The 18,995-nt window shown below is 69.3% G+C and carries 18 protein-coding genes, 1 tRNA gene and 1 pseudogene; 7 read left to right on the plus strand and 13 right to left on the minus strand.

The window, feature by feature from the left end:
* Positions 1–20: 20 nt before the first annotated feature.
* Positions 21–887 carry a DnaJ domain-containing protein gene (locus GXY35_02250; protein ID NLW93417.1) on the minus strand — a complete coding sequence of 289 codons (867 nt, stop codon included), beginning with the start codon at positions 885–887 and terminating at the stop codon, positions 21–23.
* A gap of 155 nt (positions 888–1,042) precedes the next feature.
* Here GXY35_02250 and GXY35_02255 point away from each other — a divergent pair, with 155 nt between their 5' ends.
* The gene (locus GXY35_02255; protein NLW93418.1) at positions 1,043–2,062 is read left to right on the plus strand and encodes a glycosyltransferase family 2 protein; all 1,020 of its coding nucleotides are present in this window, start codon (positions 1,043–1,045) and stop codon (positions 2,060–2,062) included.
* Between the two features lie 51 nt (positions 2,063–2,113).
* Here GXY35_02255 and GXY35_02260 read toward each other — a convergent pair whose 3' ends face one another.
* Together GXY35_02260 and GXY35_02265 are read right to left on the minus strand one after the other, a co-directional pair.
* Positions 2,114–3,271 carry a radical SAM protein gene (locus tag GXY35_02260; protein NLW93419.1) on the minus strand — a complete coding sequence of 386 codons (1,158 nt, stop codon included), beginning with the start codon at positions 3,269–3,271 and terminating at the stop codon, positions 2,114–2,116.
* A complete protein-coding gene (locus tag GXY35_02265) occupies positions 3,268–5,256 on the minus strand; it encodes a DUF2723 domain-containing protein (GenBank protein ID NLW93420.1) in 1,989 nt (662 codons plus the stop codon). The genes GXY35_02260 and GXY35_02265 overlap by 4 nt, the downstream gene beginning before the upstream one ends.
* 181 nt (positions 5,257–5,437) lie before the next feature.
* Here GXY35_02265 and GXY35_02270 point away from each other — a divergent pair, with 181 nt between their 5' ends.
* The gene (locus tag GXY35_02270) at positions 5,438–6,385 is read left to right on the plus strand and encodes a glycosyltransferase family 2 protein (GenBank protein NLW93421.1); all 948 of its coding nucleotides are present in this window, start codon (positions 5,438–5,440) and stop codon (positions 6,383–6,385) included.
* Positions 6,382–7,344, plus strand: coding sequence for a hypothetical protein (locus GXY35_02275; protein ID NLW93422.1), 963 nt, complete (start codon positions 6,382–6,384; stop codon positions 7,342–7,344). Before GXY35_02270 ends, GXY35_02275 begins: the two co-directional genes overlap by 4 nt.
* A gap of 21 nt (positions 7,345–7,365) precedes the next feature.
* On the opposite strand, the gene GXY35_02280 is transcribed toward GXY35_02275, so the two are convergent.
* From GXY35_02280 to GXY35_02295, 4 genes are all read right to left on the minus strand, one after another.
* Entirely contained in the window at positions 7,366–8,514 is a 1,149-nt protein-coding gene (locus GXY35_02280; GenBank protein ID NLW93423.1) for a DegT/DnrJ/EryC1/StrS family aminotransferase, read from the minus strand.
* 75 nt (positions 8,515–8,589) lie between these two features.
* A tRNA-Met gene (locus GXY35_02285) sits at positions 8,590–8,665 on the minus strand.
* A gap of 153 nt (positions 8,666–8,818) precedes the next feature.
* Complete coding sequence (locus GXY35_02290) at positions 8,819–9,283, minus strand: NUDIX domain-containing protein (protein NLW93424.1); 465 nt, start codon at positions 9,281–9,283, stop codon at positions 8,819–8,821.
* 1 nt (position 9,284) lies between these two features.
* Complete coding sequence (locus GXY35_02295) at positions 9,285–9,779, minus strand: hypothetical protein (GenBank protein ID NLW93425.1); 495 nt, start codon at positions 9,777–9,779, stop codon at positions 9,285–9,287.
* A 203-nt stretch (positions 9,780–9,982) separates the two neighbouring features.
* Between GXY35_02295 and GXY35_02300 the strand changes: the two genes are divergently transcribed.
* Genes GXY35_02300 through GXY35_02315 form a run of 4 tightly spaced genes read left to right on the plus strand, consistent with a single transcriptional unit; the run spans position 9,983 to position 14,944 of the window.
* A complete protein-coding gene (locus tag GXY35_02300) occupies positions 9,983–11,464 on the plus strand; it encodes a transporter substrate-binding domain-containing protein (GenBank protein ID NLW93426.1) in 1,482 nt (493 codons plus the stop codon).
* A complete protein-coding gene (locus GXY35_02305) occupies positions 11,410–12,126 on the plus strand; it encodes a GHKL domain-containing protein (protein NLW93427.1) in 717 nt (238 codons plus the stop codon). The genes GXY35_02300 and GXY35_02305 overlap by 55 nt, the downstream gene beginning before the upstream one ends.
* A gap of 22 nt (positions 12,127–12,148) precedes the next feature.
* Positions 12,149–12,574, plus strand: coding sequence for a response regulator (locus GXY35_02310; protein ID NLW93428.1), 426 nt, complete (start codon positions 12,149–12,151; stop codon positions 12,572–12,574).
* A 12-nt stretch (positions 12,575–12,586) separates the two neighbouring features.
* Positions 12,587–14,944, plus strand: coding sequence for a response regulator (locus GXY35_02315; GenBank protein NLW93429.1), 2,358 nt, complete (start codon positions 12,587–12,589; stop codon positions 14,942–14,944).
* Positions 14,945–14,988: 44 nt separating this feature from the next.
* Here the strand turns inward: GXY35_02315 and GXY35_02320 are convergent, their stop codons facing one another.
* The 6 genes and pseudogenes from GXY35_02320 to GXY35_02345 all read right to left on the minus strand — a co-directional run bounded on the left by GXY35_02320 (position 14,989) and on the right by GXY35_02345 (position 18,888).
* The gene (locus tag GXY35_02320) at positions 14,989–15,141 is read right to left on the minus strand and encodes a hypothetical protein (protein NLW93430.1); all 153 of its coding nucleotides are present in this window, start codon (positions 15,139–15,141) and stop codon (positions 14,989–14,991) included.
* A 139-nt stretch (positions 15,142–15,280) separates the two neighbouring features.
* Positions 15,281–15,982 carry a GGDEF domain-containing protein gene (locus GXY35_02325; GenBank protein ID NLW93431.1) on the minus strand — a complete coding sequence of 234 codons (702 nt, stop codon included), beginning with the start codon at positions 15,980–15,982 and terminating at the stop codon, positions 15,281–15,283.
* A 24-nt stretch (positions 15,983–16,006) separates the two neighbouring features.
* Positions 16,007–16,189 (minus strand): hypothetical protein, encoded by a 183-nt coding sequence (locus tag GXY35_02330; protein NLW93432.1) that lies wholly within the window; start codon positions 16,187–16,189, stop codon positions 16,007–16,009.
* A 121-nt stretch (positions 16,190–16,310) separates the two neighbouring features.
* Positions 16,311–16,619, minus strand: a complete 309-nt coding sequence (locus GXY35_02335; GenBank protein NLW93433.1) for a hypothetical protein — start codon at positions 16,617–16,619, stop codon at positions 16,311–16,313.
* Entirely contained in the window at positions 16,616–17,377 is a 762-nt protein-coding gene (locus GXY35_02340; GenBank protein NLW93434.1) for a HAMP domain-containing histidine kinase, read from the minus strand. The genes GXY35_02335 and GXY35_02340 overlap by 4 nt, the downstream gene beginning before the upstream one ends.
* 1,085 nt (positions 17,378–18,462) lie before the next feature.
* A pseudogene (locus GXY35_02345) lies at positions 18,463–18,888 on the minus strand (type VI secretion system tip protein VgrG).
* Positions 18,889–18,995 lie beyond the last annotated feature (107 nt).

An 18,995-nucleotide genomic window follows, 5' to 3' on the forward strand; every position in this document is an offset into this window, starting at 1 on the left:
GATCGCGGGGATGGGCCCGATCACCCTTGCCGGGTCGGCAGGTGGCGGCGGTGGGCGCGAAGACGGGCGCGGATCTTCTTGACCCCGCCCATCCTCGGGTGCAGCTGGAGCGCGGCGAGGAGGGTGATCCTCGCGAGCCGTTCCTCCCCCGCACGGCAGTACCGCTCGGCGATCTTCTTGTACAGGAACGCCCGCTCCCTCCTGTTCATCTCCCCCGCCAGTTCGTCCGCGAACCCGCCGAGGGCGTAGGCGAACTGCCCTTCCGTCTCGAGCAGCTCCAGCACGAGGTTGCGCATCCGCAGGCGGATCTCGGCCCTGAAGTGCCGGAAGTAGCGGCGCGACGCGTCCTCCCGGTAGATCTCCCGGTACTGCTCGAACGCCGCCCTCGGCCGGTGCTGGCGCTCGAGCTCCTCGGCGACGAGAAACCCGCAGTCGAGGAAGTCCCGGTACGGCATATGGGCCTTCAGGGAGAAGGCGCTCCGGGAATCCCGCATCCTCTCGTAGAGGGCGAGCCCCTCCCGGCCGCGCCCCTCGAGGAGGTCGAGGAAGACGAGCTGGCAGCAGGCGGCGGGATCGTTTCCCCTCCTCCGCAGCGACTCCCGGTAGGCGCTCCCCCGACGAACCTCGATGCGGGAAAGGGTCCTGTCGTAGACCGCCCGCTTCTCGTCGTCGAACAGGACCTCGTAGGCCCTGAGCACCTCCTGGATGCGGTCGTGCGCCCAGCGGTTCCGGTCGGGGTGGAAGTCGGGATGGTACTTTTTCGCCATCGCACGGAAGGCGGCCTTCACCGCCTCCCGGGAGGCGGTGCGGTCGATCTCGAGCAGTTCGTAGTAGGTCGTCATGGGGCACAGGTCGATCGTATAGTATAGCGCAGCGCCTCGGCGCACGACACGCGGCAAAACCGCCCCCGCCGCCATCCCCCCGCCCGGGAGGCGGGAGCGGGGGGTCGCCTCCCCCCGGCGCCGCGCCGGAATAACTGTTGCGCCGGCGGTGCCGTTGGGGCAGAATCGCCGTGCCGGGGGCCGAGGCCCCCTCCGAGCCGATGAACGCTGCAACCGGCGGGGCGCGCCCCCGCGTCACGGTCGTCATCCCCTCCTACAACGGGGAGAGACTCCTCCCGGGCTGCCTGGATGCGCTCGCCCGGCAGGAGTACCGTTCGTTTCGCACGGTCGTCGTGGACAACGGATCCACGGACAACTCGCCCGGCCTCCTCGCCGCGCGGTACCCTTCCGTCCTCGTCATCCAGATGGGCCGCAACGCGGGGTTCGCCGCGGCGGTGAACGCGGGGATCCGCCGCGCGGAGACCGAATTCGTCTCCCTCCTCAACAACGACACCGCGGCGGACCCGGGCTGGCTCGGCGCGCTCGTCGGCGCCCTCGACGCCCATCCGGCGTTCGCCTTCTGCGCGTCGAAGATGGTCGACTTCTACGACCCCCGGATCATCGACAGCGCCGGGAACTGCCTCGCCTCGAACGGGCGCTCCGTCCCGCGCGCGTTCCTCGAGGAGGATCGCGGCCGTTACGACAAGTATGCGGAGGTCTTCGGCGCGTGCGCGGGGGCGGCGCTCTACCGCCGCTCCCTCTTCGACCGGACGGGGCTCTTCGACGAGCGGTTCGTCTCCTACAAGGAGGACGTGGACCTCGACTTCAGGGCGCAGCTCGCCGACCTCCGCTGCCTCTATGTCCCCTCCGCCGTCTGCCGGCATATCGGGGGGGCGACCAGCGGGCGCCGGAAGAGCGACCTCGCGGTGCGACTGGGCACGCGGAACGGGATCGCGCTCTTCGTCAAGAACATGCCCGCGGCCCTGCTCTTCCGCACGGTCCCGAGGCTGCTCCTCGACCTCGCCTTCCAGCTCGCCCACCAGACGCTCGGGGGAGGGCAGGCGGTTCCGCTGCTCCGCGGCCTCCTCGGCGGGGCGGCGATGGTGCCGCACGCCCTGCGCGAACGCAAGAGGATCCAGCGGCGGGCGACGCCGGACCTCCCGCGCCTGCGGCGGCTGCTGCGGGAGGGGGACGAGGAGGTCAAACGCCATCGCGCCCGGTGCCGCCGGGGCGGGGGATGAACCGCGCGCGGAGCGCGGGGACGCCGACAGGGCTCGAACCGCGCAGGTCGTTCAGACCGGCCCCGCCGCTAAGGACTCCTCCTCGGGCATCCGGCCGCGCGGCCGGTAGCTGCTGGCGCAGCAGCCCGCGCACGCCGGGAAGATCCGGCGTTCCTTCAGCCGTCTCCTGAACCGCGCCTGGTCCGGCCCGTTCCAGACGTCGCGCGGGCGTCTCCTCCTGATGTTCCCCAGCGACAGGAACGGGCACGAGCTCATCTCGCCGTAAGCGGAGATGCCGAGCATGCGCCACGGGGTGAAGCAGCGGTACTCCGCGAGATTCGAACGGTCGTCGTAGTAGCGCACGATCTCCTCGGGCGTCACGCCGAACGGCGAGAAGCGCACCTGCGCCCCGCCCCCGCGCGCCTCCTCCGCGACCAGCCGCAGCTGGGCGCGGAGGAGTTTCGGGTCGATGCGCATCCGGGTTCCCGCAACCGCCTCGTGCCCGGGGAATTCGACGGTCGGGATGCGGCTGCCGAAGTCCGCGCTGTTCATGACGGTGAAGTTGCAGTAGTCCGCCCCGACGTCCCTCGCCGCCCGGTACGTCTCCGCGAGATGCGGCGCGTTCCGGTCGGTGATGACGCAGGTCGCGTGGATGTGCGGAAACGCGGCGCAGCGCCTCGCGCGCAGCGCGCGCAGCCGCCCGATCCCCGCGCAGGCGAGCGCGTGCGCCCCCTTCCTGCCGACGATCTCGTCGTGGACGCTGGCGGGGCCGTGCAGGGAGACGCCGACGGCGAAGAGCCCGCCGCCCCCGACCCACCGCAGCCGGTTCTCGAAGAGGAACGCGGCGGCCGCGTCGTCGAGGAGCGTGCCGTTGGTGATGACGTGGAGCTTGTTCCGCGGGGCGAGGGCGGCGAAGATCGCGGGAAGGTCCTTCCTGAGGAGCGGCTCGCCGCCGGTAAAGGTCACGACCGCGGTGCGCGGGAACGACTGCACGAACTCCAGGACCTCCGCCGCCGAGAGTTCCTCCCCCCTCCTCCCCTCCAGCCCGCCCTTCTCGAGGAGCGGGAGGAACTGGCACATCCGGCAACGGAGGTTGCAGCGGTAGGTGAGCTCGACGAAGAGGTGGAGCGGCGGGAACGCGAAGCCGGGGCGCAGACGGTACGGCGCGAGCGTGTAGAGCGAGCTCAAGGCGTCGTAGCAGCGGGCGAGGTTCAGCGGCGGCCTCTTCACCGGGCGCCCTCCGGGATGAGCTCGTAGACGGCGGCGTCGTTCATCCCGCTCAGGTCGCCGCACGAGTAGCGCAGGCGCTCCTCGACCTCGCCGGTCGACGGATCCACGATCGCCACGTTCACCCCGCGGTCCCCGCCCCCGACCGACCTGCCATCCACGCGGATCCGGCTCCGGTCGCCGCGGCCGAGCGGCGCGCTCTCGATCTCGATCGACGCGGGCGAGACGATCCCGCTGTCGCCGACCGGGGCGCCCATGGCGAGGCGGATCCGCGCCACGCCGAAGCGGTGCACGACGATGCCGCGCGGCGCCCCCCGGACCGGCACCACCGCCGCGGCGGTGCTCCAGCCCCACCGCATCCCGCCCGCGCTGCGGGGCTTGAGGCCGAGGGAGAGGAGGAAGTCGTACGCCGCGTCGTTGCAGACGGGCATCCCCTCGTCCTTCGCCGAGACGAGCAGGAGGCGCCCCTCCGCGCGTTTCCGGAGGGCGTCGAGCGCGGCGCTCTCCTGGAACAGCAGCGGCTCGAGCCGCTCCCCCGCCCTGCGGAACCGTGCGATGCGCGGGTCGAACGACGACTGCGCGTGGAACAGGATGCGAAGCGGCGGCGCGGGCGCCGCCGCCGGCCGGTAGACGAGGAAGTCTATCCCCCTCCCCCGCCGGTACTCCGGAACCCTCCCGGGCTCCCAGTTGTTCAGGATGAACACCGGGTCGTCGCCTCGCGCCCCCTCGCCGAGGATCTTGTACAGGTACGCCTCGGTCCACTGGTAGTTCGGCGAGAGGAGCAGCCCTCCCGCGGGGATGACCTCCAGCGCCTTCGAGGTGAACTCGTCGTAGTGCCTGACGCGGCTCAGGTCCGCGCCTGGCCAGTCCCGCGCCGCGGGGATTGCGATCAGGGCAACGGCGGCGCACGCGCAGACGGCGAGGAGCGCCCGCCCCGCGGCCCCCCGGTTCCGCGCGATCTCCGCGACGAGCGGCACGGAGCAGCCGGCGAGGACGGCCGCCGTCAGGCAGGAGGGGACGAAGTAGACCGGGGTCTCGACCGTCACGGACGGGAGCGACAGGAAGAGCTGCCCCGCCCAGAGGGCGGCGAGGGCGGCGAGGAACCTCGGGTGGAGGCGGCCAAGCCACACGGCGCCCGCCGCGGCCAGGACCGCCCCCGCGACGCCGAACTGGCTCCGCATGACGGAGAGATAGAGGCGCAGGTGCACGGTGAGTATCGTGCCCAGCGGCGCGGGGAAGTAGTTCGCCGTGTACCGTCCGCCGAGCGCGTAGCGGACGAGCCCGGCGAGGCCGTCCACACGCCCCTCGAGGTAGACGGGGTCGCCGCGCGACCAGGCGTAGATGAGGAGGTACTGCGCGGCCCCCGCCGCGGCGATCGCCGCCATCGGGAGCAGGTCGCCCCTCCGGAGCGACGGCCGGCCCTTCCCGGGCCACGCGGCCACGGCGAACGCCGGGAGGAACGCCAGGAGGGACGGGTGGTTGCCGAGCCCCGCGCAGAAGAACGCCCACGACAGGTACAGGAAACGGCGGCGGGGCCGGCGCAGCCACGCGGCGAGGAAGAGCAGCGCGGCGGAGAGCAGGAGGGTGTTGAGCGTGTACACCTCCGGGATGAGCGCCGACGACCAGAAGAGCGGGATCGTGCCGAGCAGCCCCGCCGAGAGGAGCCCGGCGAGCGTCCAGCCGGTGAGGAGGGAAACCAGCAAAGAGACCAGCGCGAGCGTCGCCGCGCCGCAGGCGGCGGAGATGAAGCTCACGCGCGCCGCGAGCATGCCCACGGGCAGTTGCGAGACGAGCCGGTTGATCGCCAGATACAGCGGGAACCCGGTCGGGTGCGGGAGCCCGCGGATCTTTCCGACGAACTGGAACTTCGAGCTGTCGCCGTACCCCCCGACGCACGGGAGCATCGTGCGGCCGTAGACGACGAGGAAAAGCGCCAGGACCGCCGCCGCGACCGCCAGGTTCCGCCTGGAGGGAGAAGGGACGCGCATTGCCGCCTCTCGAGCCCCGGCCGTACCGGGGGATCACATTCTACACGATGCCCCCCGCCGCCTCAAGCACGGGGGCGTTGCCAACGGCGGATCCGCGCGACCCCGCGGCCCGCCCGCCCTTTTCCGATTGCCGCCGAGGGCGCCCTGTACTATCATTCAACCGGTGCGCGGAGCCCGCACGATGGACCAGCCGAGATTGTCCGTGGTCATCCCCCTCCACGACGACGCAGGGATCGTCGGGGAATGCCTGGCATCCGTGCGCGCGGTCCTCGACGCCTCCTTCCCGGGCGCCTACGAGCTCGTCTTCGTGGACGACGGCAGCGCCGACGGCACCGCGGCCGCGCTCCTCTCCCGCGCCGAAAACGATCCGCGCGTGAAACTCGTCGAGCTCGACCGCAACTACGGGCAGCACGCCGCCCTCTGCGCGGGCCTGGAGGCCTCCTCCGGCGACGTCATCGTCACGCTCGACTCCGATCTCCAGATCGGCCCCGAGGCGATCCCGCTCCTCGCCGCGAAGCTGGCCGAGGGGCACGACCTCGTGAGCGGGGTGCGCCTCGGCCGCACCGACTCGTTGTTCCTCCGTACCCTCCCGTCGCGCCTGTTCAATCTCCTCGTCGTTCATATGACCGGCGTCCGGCTCCGCGACTGGGGCTGTCCCGCGGTCGCCCTGTCGAGGCCTCTCGCGACGCAGGTCCTCCGCTACGGCGAGATGCGCCGGTTCCTCAAGCCGCTCGGCGTGATGCTCGCCCGCTCCACCGCCGAGGTCGAGCTCCGGCACCGCCCCCGCATCGGCGGGCGCTCCGGCTACTCGTTCGCCGACCTGTTCGAGCTCGCCCTCGACTTCGTCACCAACTTCAGCCGCCGCCCGTTCCAGAAGGTCAGCCTCGCCGGGACCGCGCTCGTCGCGTTCGGCCTCGTCACGGGCGCCGCCTACACCCTGCTCCGCCTCCTCCTCGGCGTCTCGCCCGGCAACCGCGTGCAGGCGCTCGTCTTCCTCTCCCTCGTGCTGGGCCTCCAGCTCGCGGTCCTGGGCTTCCTCGGGGAGTTCATCATCCGCATCTACCGCCGCCAGAACAATCTCCCCTTCTACACCGTCCGGGCGGTCCGCGGGGGAAAGGGGGGGACGTGATCAGGGACTACCGCCCGGGCGACGAGGAGGCCGTCGGCGCGCTGTTCGCCGCGTACCCGTACGGCGACCTGCGCCGGTACCGCCTCGTCAACCGGGAGAAGCAGGCCGCCTACCTCCGGCACAAGCTCTCCTCCTGCCTCAAGGACGGCCGGGTTTTGGTGGCGGAGGCGGGCGGCGCGGTGCGCGCCCTCGCCGCCTTCAGACCGCTGCCGTGGGATTCCTCCATCTTCGGCATCTCGATGGGGCAGGCGCCCCTCTTCGTCCACGACGCAGGCGAGGGCGTCCGCGCGGAGATCGGACAGCTCGCCGGGGCGCTGCGGGACGCCTGCCGCGCCGGGGGCGTCGTCCACCTCAACGTCAGGGCCGACGCGGACGATCTGGCCCTGATGCAGTGCCTCGAGGGGAACGGCTTCTACCTCGCGGACACGATCGTCACCTACATCTTCATCCCGCGCCGCCAGCAGCTCGGGCACGGCAAGTACCTGTTCAAGACGCGCCTCTACGAGCCCCGGGACCACGACGCCGTCCTCGCGGTCGCCGCCGCGGCGTACCGGAACTTCATCGGCCGCTACCACGCCGACCCGCACCTGCCGCGCGAGCTGTGCGACCGCCTCTACCAGGCCTGGGCGCGCCAGCTCCTCGACGGCGGGATCGCCGAGACGATCATCGTGGCGGAGCGGAAGGGCACGGTGGTCGGCTTCCTCGGCTACCGGCTCAAGAGGGACATCCTCGAGGCGACCGGCGTGCGGTGCGTGGGCGGCGGGCTCGGCGGCTGCACGCCGGAAGGGTTCGGGGCGTACACCGCCATCATCGAGGAGGCGATGCGGGAGGGGATGCACCGCTACGACATGCAGGACTTCGAGACGCAGCTCAACAACGTCAACATCGTCCGCATCTACCAGAAGCTCAACTTCGAGTACGCCCGCGCCAAACACACCTTCCACGCCTGGCTCGGCTGAGACGGGGGCGCGCCGCCGCCGTCACGCCAGCACCTTCCGCACCGCCGCGATCACGTCCTCCACGTCCCCGTCGGAGAGCTTCGCCGAGAGCGGCAGCGAGATCGTCCGGTCCGACACGAACTCCGCGTTCGGGAACTCCCCGCGCCGGTACCCGTACCGCTCGCGGTAGTACCGGTGCAGGTGCACGCTCACGAAATGGATCCCGGTCCCGATATTCTCCCGGTGGAGCGCCTGCTGGACCTCGTCCCGGCTCCTGCCGAGGGCGTCGATGTCCACGAGCGGGGTGTACAAATGGCGGGCGTGGACGGTGTCCGGCTCGGGGGGGGCGGGGAGGATGAGCGGCAGGTCCCGGAACGCCTCGTCGTAGCGGCGCCAGATCTCCTCGCGGCGCCGCAGGTAGCGCTCGATGCGCGGGAGCTGGTGGATCCCCAGCGACGCCTGCAGGTCCGTCATGTTGTACTTGTAGCCGGGGTAGACCACCTCGTAGTGCTTGAAGCCGTCGTCGGTGTAGCGCCTCCAGGCGCCCTTGTTCAGTCCGTGCAGGCCGTACATCTCGATCTGCTCGGCCCAGGCCGGGTTGTTCGTGGTGACCATCCCGCCCTCGCCGGTGGTGATGTTCTTCGTCACGTAGAAGGAGAAGACGGTGAGGTCGCCGATCGAGCCGATCTTCCTCCCCCGGTAGACCGCCTCGATGGCGTGCGCGGCGTCCTCGATGACCACGAGCCCGCGCTCCCGCGCGATCTCGAGGATCGGGTCCATCGCGCAGGGGCGCCCGGCGAAGTGCACCGGGATGACGGCGCGCGTCTTGGGGGAGAGCCGCCGCCGGATCTCCTCCGGGTCGATGTTCATCGTGCGGCGGTCGATCTCGGCGAAGACCGGGACGGCGCCGACGTGCGTGATGACGTTGACCGTGGCCGCGAAGGTCATCGGGGAGGTGATCACCTCGTCGCCGGGCCGGACCCCCGACACGAGCATCGAGAGGTGGAGCCCCGCCGTGCAGGAGCCGAGGGCGTGCGCGTAGTTCGCCCCGGCGTACGCGCGGAACATCTCCTCGAATCTGCCGACCCGCGGCCCCGTCGAGATCCAGCCCGACCGGAGGCACTCCACGGCCTCCGCGATCTCGGGCTCCTCGATCAGGGGGCTGCCGAACACGAGGAATGTCTTTCTCACGCGGATACTCGCCGGCTCATGTGCGGGGTATGTTGTCCCTAGAAACGAGCAACGAGAAACTAGAAACGGTAGTTGTGGTGGCGGTGGCAGGAGTCGAACCTGCGACACGCGGATTATGATTCCGCTGCTCTGCCAGCTGAGCTACACCGCCCCGTATCCACGCCCAGTATGCCAGCTTCGGCTTCCGTTTTCAATCGGAACGGCCGACCGGCGCCGCGTCCGCGGGACGAACGGGCGGATCGTGAACCGGACACGGCCCATGCGGCGCGCCGGGAAGCGGATGGGGGGGGCCAAATCCCGGGGGTCAGCGGACGCATGCGGCGGGGAGGCCGGCGAGGGCGTCGGCGATGCGCTCGCGGTGGTGCGCCATCAGGTCCATCCGCGCGATCTCATCCCGCGCGAAGAAGCCGCTCGCGGTCGTCTCGCTGCTCGCGGCCAATTTCCCCCCCTCGACCGCGGCCTCGAAGCTGAGCGCGACGATCTGGAGGAGCTTCCCGTCGCCGTAGTCGACCGCGCGGTCCGGGCTGCTGTAGACGCCGATGAGCCGCCCCACCCGCACGCGCAGCCCCGTCTCCTCCTCCACCTCGCGCCGGCACGACTCCGCGACCGTCTCCCCGGGATCGACGTGGCCGCCCGGGAGGCACCACTGCCCGTTGTCGGCGCGGCGCGTCAGGAGCACCTTGTGCCGCTCTGCGTCGAAGACGACGGCGTTGACGCAGAGGGCGATCCTGCCGCGCGCGCCGATCCGGGGCCCGGAGACGACCCTCATCTCACTCCAGCTCGACCTTCGTCGCGGTGAACTCCCGCGCGGCGCCCCAGTTCCCCTCGCACTCGACGCGCGCGCCCGCCTCGAGCTTCTCGAACGGGATCGCCGCATCGCGCCGGTCCTCGATCCGGGCCCCTTCGGGCACGCGGACCGCGACCCCGCCGACGGTGATCGTCCGCGCCGCCGCGTCCGCGGCCGAGACGGCCCCCTCGATCTTGCCGCCGGGGGAGGAGTCCCTCTCGATCTTCGTCGCCGCGAGCTCGCCGGCCGCGTTGAACGCGCCGTCGACCTCGATGCCGTCGCCCGCCTTGAGGTCCGCGAGCGGGATCCTCCGATCCTGCTCGTCCTCGATCACCGCCCCCCTGGCCAGGATCTTCACCCCGGACACCTCGATCGTCTCCGCCGCGGAGTCCACCGCCGCGATCCTCCCCCGCAGCTCGTCGCGCCCCGCCGCCGCGAGCACCGCGCACACGGCCACCGCCGCCACCGCAACTTTCATCGTCCCCTCCTCTCTCGATGCGGTAAGGATACATCGTCCGACGGTCCCGGCGCAAGCGCGTCACGCGCCTTGCCGATCGCTTTTCCATCCTCCGGCCTCGACGCGGTCGTGCCTTTCGGCGCGCACTGTGCTATACTGACGATGGTCCCCGAAATGAAGCGTCCCCCGGGGACGGCGCGGCGGGCCGACAAAGGAGGAGGCCGGTGCGCGGAGCAGAAGCCGTTCGTCATCGCGGGGGCCCGATCCCCCGCCTCGCCGCGGCGCTCTCCCGCGGATCCCCGGCGCCGCGCGCCCCGCACGGAATCCCGTTTCGTTTCGCCCCCGCCCTGTTTCTCCTCTCCGCGTCGCTCCTCCTGGCGCCGCGTTCGGCGGGGGCGCTGACGCTCCGGGTCGGGGTGTACCAGAACAGCCCCAAGGTGTTCATCGACGCCGACGGCGCGGCGCAAGGCTTCTTCGTCGACATCGTCGACGAGGTGGCGCGTCGGGAACGATGGGAGATCGACTACGTCCCGGGGACCTGGGTGGAGAATCTCCGGCGGCTGCAGCGGGGCGAGATCGACGCGCTCGTCGACGTGGCGTACTCGGAGGAGCGGGCCGAGCAGTTCCTCTTCGGCGGGGTCTTCGTGCTGGAGTCGTGGCTCGACGTCTACTCCCGGAGGGGGATGCGCGTCGAGTCGCTGGGAGACCTCGCCGGAAAGCGGATCGCGGTGCTCGAGGGGTCGGTCCAGGAAACGTTCCTGCGCGAGGAGCTGCGGCCGAACCTCGGGATCGACTTCACCATGCGCGCCTATCCCGACTATCCGCGCTGCGTCCGATCGGTGAAGTCCGGCGAGACCGACCTGATGATCGCGACCCGGTTCTTCTCGTTCTCCCCCGAGCGCGACGAGGAGCTGGTCCCCTCGAACGTGATCTTCCGCCCGGACAACCTGTACCTCGCCTTCCGGAAAGGGATCGGCCCCGAGCTGATCTCGACCATCGACCGCCAGATCGCCTCGATGAAGAACGATCCGCGCTCGGCCTACTACCGGGCGCTGCACCGCTGGCTGGCCCTGCATCCGGAGCCGGTGATCCCGTTCTACGTCAAGGCGGCCCTCGCGGCCGCCGCGTGCCTGCTGGCGCTGATCGGGCTCTTCAGCGTCGTCCTCCGGCGGGAGGTCGCGCGGAGGACCCGGGCGCTCAAGCGGAGCTACGAAAAGCTGAAGGAGACGCACGCGGCGCTGCGCGACAGCGAGAACAAGTACCGCATCCTCTTCGAGGGGTCGGCCGACGGCATCTTCCTGATGACGGACCGGTTCACGGACTGCAACGAGCAGGCGTGCCGGCTCTGGAAATGCCGGCGCGAGGATATCGTCGGCCACAGCCCGGCGGAGTTCTCCCCGCCCCTCCAGCCGGACGGGCGCCCCTCCCTCTCCGCCGCCAAGGAGAGGATCGACCGCGCGCTCGCGGGCGAACCGCAGTTCTTCGAGTGGCAGCACCAGGCCCGGGACGGGACCCTGATGGACACCGAGGTCTCCTTGAAGGCCCTGACGGTCTCCAGGCAGACGTTCCTCCTGGCCACCGTGCGCGACGTCTCGGCGCGCAAGCGGGCTGAGCAGGAACTCGAGCGGTACCGACCCGCCTGGAGGAGATGGTGGAGGAGCGGACCGCCCAGCTCGCCGAGTCGAACCAACGTCTCGAAATGGTGAACCGGGAGCTCGAGGCGTTCAGCTACTCCGCCTCGCACGACCTGCGCGCCCCGCTGCGGAGCATGGAGGGGTTCGCCCAGGCGCTGCTGGAGGACTACGGCGACCGGATGGAGGAGAAGGCGCGGGACTACCTCGGCCGCATCATCAACGCGAGCCGGACGATGGCCGAGCTGATCGACGACCTCCTCAGTCTCTCCCGCGTGACGAGATCGGAGATGCGCATCGAGAAGACGGATCTGAGCGCGATCGCGGAGACGATCCTGGCGACGCACGCGCGCACCGAACCCGCGCGCGCCGTGGAATACGTCGTCGAGCCCGGCGCCGTCGCCCGCTGCGACCCGCGCCTGCTCCGCATCGCGCTGGAGAACCTCCTGGACAACGCCTGGAAGTTCACCGGGAAGACGCCGAACGCCCGTATCGAGTTCCGGGTGGTCCGTGAGAACGGGGTGACGATGTTCTGCGTTCAGGACAACGGCGCGGGGTTCGAGATGGAGTACGCGGGCAAGCTCTTCGCCCCGTTCCAGCGGCTCCACGCCGCCGGCGACTTCCCGGGGACGGGCATCGGCCTCGCGATCGTGCAGAGGATCGTCCACCGCCACGGCGGGACCGTGCGGGCGGAGGGAAAACCGGGCGGCGGCGCGACGATATGCTTCACCCTGTGAGAACCGTCGGAAGGAGGGAACGATGGAAAACCGGATCATCTTGCTGATCGAAGACAATCCCGACGACGCGGAGCTGATCCTCAGGGCGTTCAAGAAGCACACGATCATGAACCCGGTAGTCCTGGCGCGCGACGGCGGGGAGGCGCTCGAGTACCTCATCGGCCCGGATGCGTACGATCCGTCCCGGATCGGCTTCGTGCTGCTCGACCTCAAGCTCCCCAAGGTGGACGGCCTCGAGGTGCTGCGCCGCATCAGGGAGAACGAGAAGACGAAGTTCCTCCCCGTCGTCATCCTCACCTCCTCGAAGGAGGACCGGGACCTGATCGAGGGATACCGGCTCGGGACGAACAGCTACGTGCAGAAACCGATAGACTTCAACCAGTTCTCGGAGGCGGTGCGGCAGGTCGGGCTCTACTGGCTCATCGTCAACGTGCCGCCGCCCTCGTGACGAAAGGACGTTATGCCCACGCCCCTGAAGGTGCTGATGGTCGAGGATTCGCCGAACGACGAGCTGCTGATGGTGCGCGAGCTTGAGCGCGGCGGCTACGCCCCCGCCCACGAGCGGGTCGAGACCGAGGAGGCGATGCGCGGGGCGCTCGACCGGGGGGGGTGGGACGTGATCCTCGCCGACTACTCCCTGCCGCGCTTCAGCGCGCCGAAGGCCCTCGCCCTCGTCCGCGAACGGGGGCTCGACATCCCGTTCATCATCGTCTCCGGCAGCATCGGGGAGGATATCGCCGTCGATGCGATGAAGGCCGGCGCCCACGACTACTTCAGCAAGAACAACCTCGTCCGACTCGTCCCGGCGGTCGAGCGCGAGATCCGGCAGGCGGCGGTGCGGCGGGAGCGGCGGCGCGTCGCGGCCGAGCGCGACCGGGTCTTCAACCTCTCGATCGACATGCTCTGCATCCTGGGCTTCGACGGCTACTTCAGGCAGGTGAACCCCGCCTTCACCCGCACACTCGGCTGGTCGAAGGAAGAGCTGCTCCAGTCGAGCGTGCTCGACCTGGTCCATCCGGACGACCGGGAGGCGACCGTGGGGGCGGAAAAGCGCCTGCGCGCGGGCAAGGACCTGTTCCTCTTCGAGAACCGCTGCCGTTGCCGGGACGGGACGTACCGGTGGGCCTCCTGGAACGCCGTGCCGTTCCCGAAAGACGGGCTCATCGTCGCAATCGCAAGGGATATCACCCGGAAGAGGGCCGACGAGGAGAAGATGCGCCTCCTGGCGCGCTTCCCCGACGAGAGCCCGAGCCCGGTGCTCAGGGTATCGATCGAGGGCGAACTCCTCTACGCCAACGGCGCCGCGCGGCCCCTGCTCGAGGCATGGGGGATCACGGCGGGAAAGACCATCCCCGACGACTGGCGCGCCTTCGCCCGGGAGACGTTCCACGGGAAGGAGGGCAGGACCCGGGAGTCGGAGGTCGGGGGCCGCACCTACTCGGCCACCTTCACGCCGATCCCCGACGCGGAGTACGTCAACATCTACGCCGCCGACGTGACGGAACTCCGTCAGGTCGAGCGGCAGCTCCTCCAGCTGCAGAAGCTGGAGGCGGTGGGGACGCTCGCCGGAGGCCTCGCGCACGACTTCAACAACATCCTCTCGGGGATCATCGGCTACATCACCCTCATACGGAGCCGCGTGGCGAGGGACGGCGAGGCCCGGGCCGACCTGGACACGATGGAGAAACTTGCGTGGCGCGGCTCGGACCTCACGAACTCGCTGCTGGCCTTCGCACGCAAGAGCGAGTACCACGCCGGGGTCTTCAACGTCAACACGGTGATCGAGGAGGTGCTCAAGGTGGTGGGGCGGACAGCGGGAAGGCGCGTGAAGATCGAGACCGCGCTCGATCCGACACTCCCGCACGTCCTCGGCGACAAGGGGCAGTGCCACCAGGTGATAATGAACCTCTGCCTCAACGCCTGCGACGCGATGCCCGAGGGGGGGACGCTCTCCCTGCGCACCTCGGCCGCCGTGCCCGACGAGGAGTTTGTGCGCGCCCACCCGCGGATGCGGAAGGGGAACCACGTCCGGATCTCCGTGGCCGACACCGGGATGGGGATGGGGAAGGAGACACTCGACCGGATATTCGAGCCGTTTTTCACCACCAAGCCCGTCGGCAAGGGGCGGGGCCTCGGCCTCGCGATGGTGAACGGCATCGTGGACCGGCACGGGGGCGGCATCGCGGTGGAGAGCGCGTCGGGCAAGGGGACCACCTTCCGCGTCTTTCTCCCGGCCACGGAGAAGGCTGAGAAGAAGGAGGCGGCCCGGCCCGCGGGCGTCCTCCGCGGCAATGAAACCCTGCTGGTGGTGGACGACGAGGCGATGTTCCGGAGGATAACCGGGCGCATCCTGGGGGGCCTGGGCTACACGGTGCTCGAGGCCACGAGCGGGGAGCAGGCGCTTGCGCTGCTCCGCGCGGGTGAGAAGCAGGCGGACCTCGTCCTCCTCGACATGGTGATGCCGAACACGGGCGGGGCGGGAGACGTTTGCGCGGATCAAGCGGGAGTTCCCGAACCTCCCCGTCATCATCTGCACCGGCTTCTCGATCGACTACCAGTGCCAGAAGGCGCTCGACGAGGGGGCGCGGGACTTCATCCAGAAGCCGTTCGATCCCAACGCGCTCGCCCTGAAGATCCGCTCCGTCCTCGACGCACACTGAGGCGGCGCGGAGGTCAGTCCCCGGCGGCCGGGAGCGTCTCCGCGGAGGCGTGGGGGCAACGAGCCGCGAGGGCAGGGTTCTTCCGCACTGCGGCCGCGAACGCGATGCAGGTGCGGTGCCCGCACGCCCCGCAGTCCGTCCGCGGCAGGCGCCGGTAGATCCCGAGGACGCCGGGCGGCGGCTTTGTCCCCTCGGATCCGAGTCACGGCGCGCCCCGCCGCTCCCGGATCCCGTTCACGATGCCGACGACGGCCCACGCGAGCGCGTCCGCCTCCTCCCTGTCGGCCACCGGCGCGATGGCTATGCGCCACGGCCTGAATACGTACCTCTTCCCGCCGCTGCTCCGGAGTAGCACCCCGACCTCGAGCTGGTAGTCGGCCCGTATACCTACCCGGCCGATGCGTCAACACAAGAAGCGCACAGGTGGAGTGGAAACATACAGGGGAAGACGCACGATGCCGGATGGATAGAACCCCCGTCGGCCACGTCCGCACTCAGCCGCGGACGCGGTTCTTGCCCGCGCGCTTGGCGGCGTACAGCGCCCTGTCCGCCCGGCCGAGCAGGGCCTCCGGCGCTTCCCCGTCGTGCGGATACGTCGCCACGCCGATGCTGACCGTGAGCGGGCCCGCGGGCCTTCTCCGATCGTGCAGACAGCGGAGTTTTTCCACTGCGTCGCACAGCCGCACGGCGATATGCCGCGCCGCGATCTTCCTGGTGTGCGGCAGGATGAGCCCGAACTCCTCGCCGCCATATCGCGCCACCGTGTCTTGCGCGCGGATCGACCCGCCCAGGAGCCGCCCAACCGCACGGAGCGCCCTGTCGCCCTCGAGATGCCCGTGCCGGTCGTTGTACTCCTTGAAGTCGTCCAGATCGATCAGCATCACCGTGAGCGGGTAGCCGTAGCGGATTGCCGCCCGCACCCCCAGGTCCAACTGCTGCTGGAAATACCGGTGATTGTGCAGGCCGGTGAGCGTGTCGTGGAAGGCCATCCTCCGATACCGCTCCATCAACCGCGAGCCGGCGTAGTACATCCTCCGCTCCATCGCCCGTGCAATCACGATCTCCGCCCACCTCCTCCGCACCGGCGTGAGAATCGTGTCGTACGCCCCGCTCTTCAGGCACTGGACGATCGCCCTTCCCTCCCGCGCCGGGGCGGCGATGAGGATGCACGAGTCCAGATCCATCCCCCTGATCATCCCTATCAATTCCGGCACCGATTTTCAGCGCACCCCGTCGCACAGAATTATCAGGTCCTGGTACTGCCTCCGCAACTCCTCCCCCGCCTCATCCCGCGTGGCGGCCCCCCTCGCCGACAGCCCCAGTTCCCCGCACAGGCCCACGAGCATCCTGCGGAGCGCTGCCTCGCCGCCGATGATCAGCGCCTTCCCGCCGTTGTCATTCATCGCTGCGCCTGGTATCCATTCTCGGCCATGCGATGCGGTAGCGCCGCACCGCACGGGCTCAACGCACTATTCGGGAAATGGTGAAGGTCGGAGGGATGCATGCTGCCGCGATGAGGCCGAATCATTGCATCCGGAAAGCGCCGGCGCGATTCGTGATCGCCCGCTTCGCCGTGTCGAGATCGTCCCACTCGTTCATCGCATCCGCAGTAACCGCCTCCGGCCCGCCCCCCTCCATGCCGCGCCGGTTCACCCCCAACAACAGATGCAGGTGGAGAATGGTGCGCCGCAACGCATCGATCATCTCCCGCTGCGCCGAGAGTTCCCGCGTGAGCGTCCGCAGCAATCCATCCGTCTTTATCGCGGAATCACGCGTCCCGTCCCTGCGTTCCGCCCTCCTCGATCCTCTCGCCGCGCTCGCGTTCCTGATCATGTCAACCTTGATCCCGACGCATCCCCGCTCACCGTCCCCGGGCGAATATAGGTCGACATGCCTTCCGCCAGCGGAAGTATCAGCACGAATCTCGCTCCCGCGCCGACCCCGCGCTCCGCATGGAGACTCCCCCCGTGCTCCTCCGCTATCCTCCGCGCCATGCTCAAGCCAAGTCCCGTCCCCTCCCCATTTCTGGTGGTGTAAAATGGATCGAATATCCTCCCCGCATCCTCATCCCGTATCCCCGGCCCGCTGTCGCTGAATGTGATCACCGCTCGATCGCGTTCCCTCCACCCCGTGATTTCGATCGTCCGGCGCTCCACCCTGGTCAGTTCGTGGCATGCGTTCCGGATGATACTGAACACCACCTGCCGCACCTGGACCTCGCTGACCAACGCCTCCATCCGCTCGTCCGAAAACCCGAGCCGCACCTTGATATCCGCTCCGTCGAGCATATCCCGGGCACTCTCCACGGCCTTTACCACGATCCCCCGGAGATCCTTTTTGATTCTGTACGTTCCCCCCTTGGCAAACGCCAGGACCTCGCGCGCCAGGCGGCAACACTGTTCGCACGAATGTCTGAGCGCCCGCGGATACTCGCCGTTCGACAAGCCCTCTCCCTGTGCGCACAGCATCTCCGCATACCCCATCACAACGGTGAGCCGGTTGTTCAGCTCGTGCATGATCGCTGTCGTCGCTTCACCGATCGTCGCCAGCCGTTCGACCTTCCACAACTGCTCCGTTTCCACAGGGTACATTACCGCCCTTCCCGTCCGGACAAAGGTGACGGGGCGCCGATCACCTCCTGGCGCCCCGTCCGGATATAACATCGCATGTAGTACCGTACCTACCACTGCTCCAGGCGGTCACTATAACCGCGAGGACCCCATGGAGGCCTCCTTTGCCGCCCTGCTTCTCACCATCCGTAATCCTGCGCCCCCACAGCCCCCCAGTGCCCGCCCTGCGTCGCCGCCCAATCCCGATAGAACGACGCCGGTCCGGCGAACGATTCGGGCTGGAAGTTGATCATCACATCCCCGCCAGGCGCCGCGCACGCCACGCTCGTCAGCGCCGCGTCCCAGTACGTCGTCCCGTCCCTCCCGATGTACAGCGTCACGGCCTCCGCACTGCTGATTTCCGGCAGGTACACGTTCATCTCTTCTCCCGCCTCATTCACGATCACCAGGCAGTCCCCAGCATCAACCGTGATCGTCGTATCGACCGGTTCCACAAACAGTGCCGTTGCCTCTGACGGATAAACCGCCCCCTCCATAAACTCATTGCCGCTATCATTCACCGACCCCATGATCTCTTCGGATGGATTGACCGCGGTCCCCATGTAATACACAAAGCCATTCTCTTCCACGGATCTTGGCACCGCGACTCTCATCCCCGATACGCTTCCCGTCTCCAGCGCCTGATTCGCCGGGGGCACCGTCGCCGTCGGCGTCGGCGTGGGGGCCGGAGGGCCCTGCGCCAGCTCGCACAGACCCGCATCCCAGTACGTCGACCCGTCCGCCCCCACGTACAGCCACTGTTCATCCCCACTAAAAGAGGGGAAGTAGACTTTCTTCGTCTGCCCCCCGTCGTACGTCACCGTCACGTAATCACCCGCTTCGATTGCGATTTCTTCCTCCTCAGTTTGCACCCCGACCACCATCGCCCGCGGCGAGTAGCTGCCCTCGTCGGTGAACGCGTTGCTGCGGTCGTACACGATCCCCATGGGAGACCACGGGCCGCCTTCCACCGACCCGAAAGAATAGAACCACCCGTTCCCCGCCTCCGCCCTCACCGTCCCGATCTCCAGCCCCTCCACGTCCCCGGCCCTGAACGCCTCCGCGCACGGTGTCTCCGTCGCCGTCGGTGTGATCGTCGGCGTCTCCGTCGGCTCAGGCGTCTCCGTCGGTGTCTCCGTCGGCGTTTCTGTCGGCGTTTCCGTCGGCTCCGGCGTTTCCGTCGGCGTCTCCGTCGGCTCCGGTGTCTCCGTCGGCTCCGGTGTCTCCGTCGGCGTCTCCGTCGGCGTCGGCGTCTCCGTGGGCGTCGGGGTGATCGTCGGCGTCTCCGTCGGTGTCTCTGTCGGCGTCGGCGTCTCCGTGGGCGTCGGGGTAATCGTCGGCGTTTCCGTCGGCGTCTCCGTCGGCTCCGGCGTCTCCGTCGGCGTTTCTGTCGGTGTCTCCGTCGGTTCCGGTGTCTCCGTCGGCGTCTCCGTCGGCTCCGGTGTCTCCGTCGGCGTTTCTGTCGGTGTCTCCGTCGGCGTCGGCGCGGGCGTCCACTCCGTCTTCACCAGGTAGCTCACCGGTTCCGCCGACCCGAAATGGATCCACCCTACGTTCTCTCCCCACGCGTAGCCGGAGAAATTGCCCCCTGAATCTATCG

The sequence above is a fragment of the Chlamydiota bacterium genome (genome assembly GCA_012729785.1).
Classification (GTDB): Bacteria; Auribacterota; Tritonobacteria; order UBA1439; family UBA1439; genus UBA1439.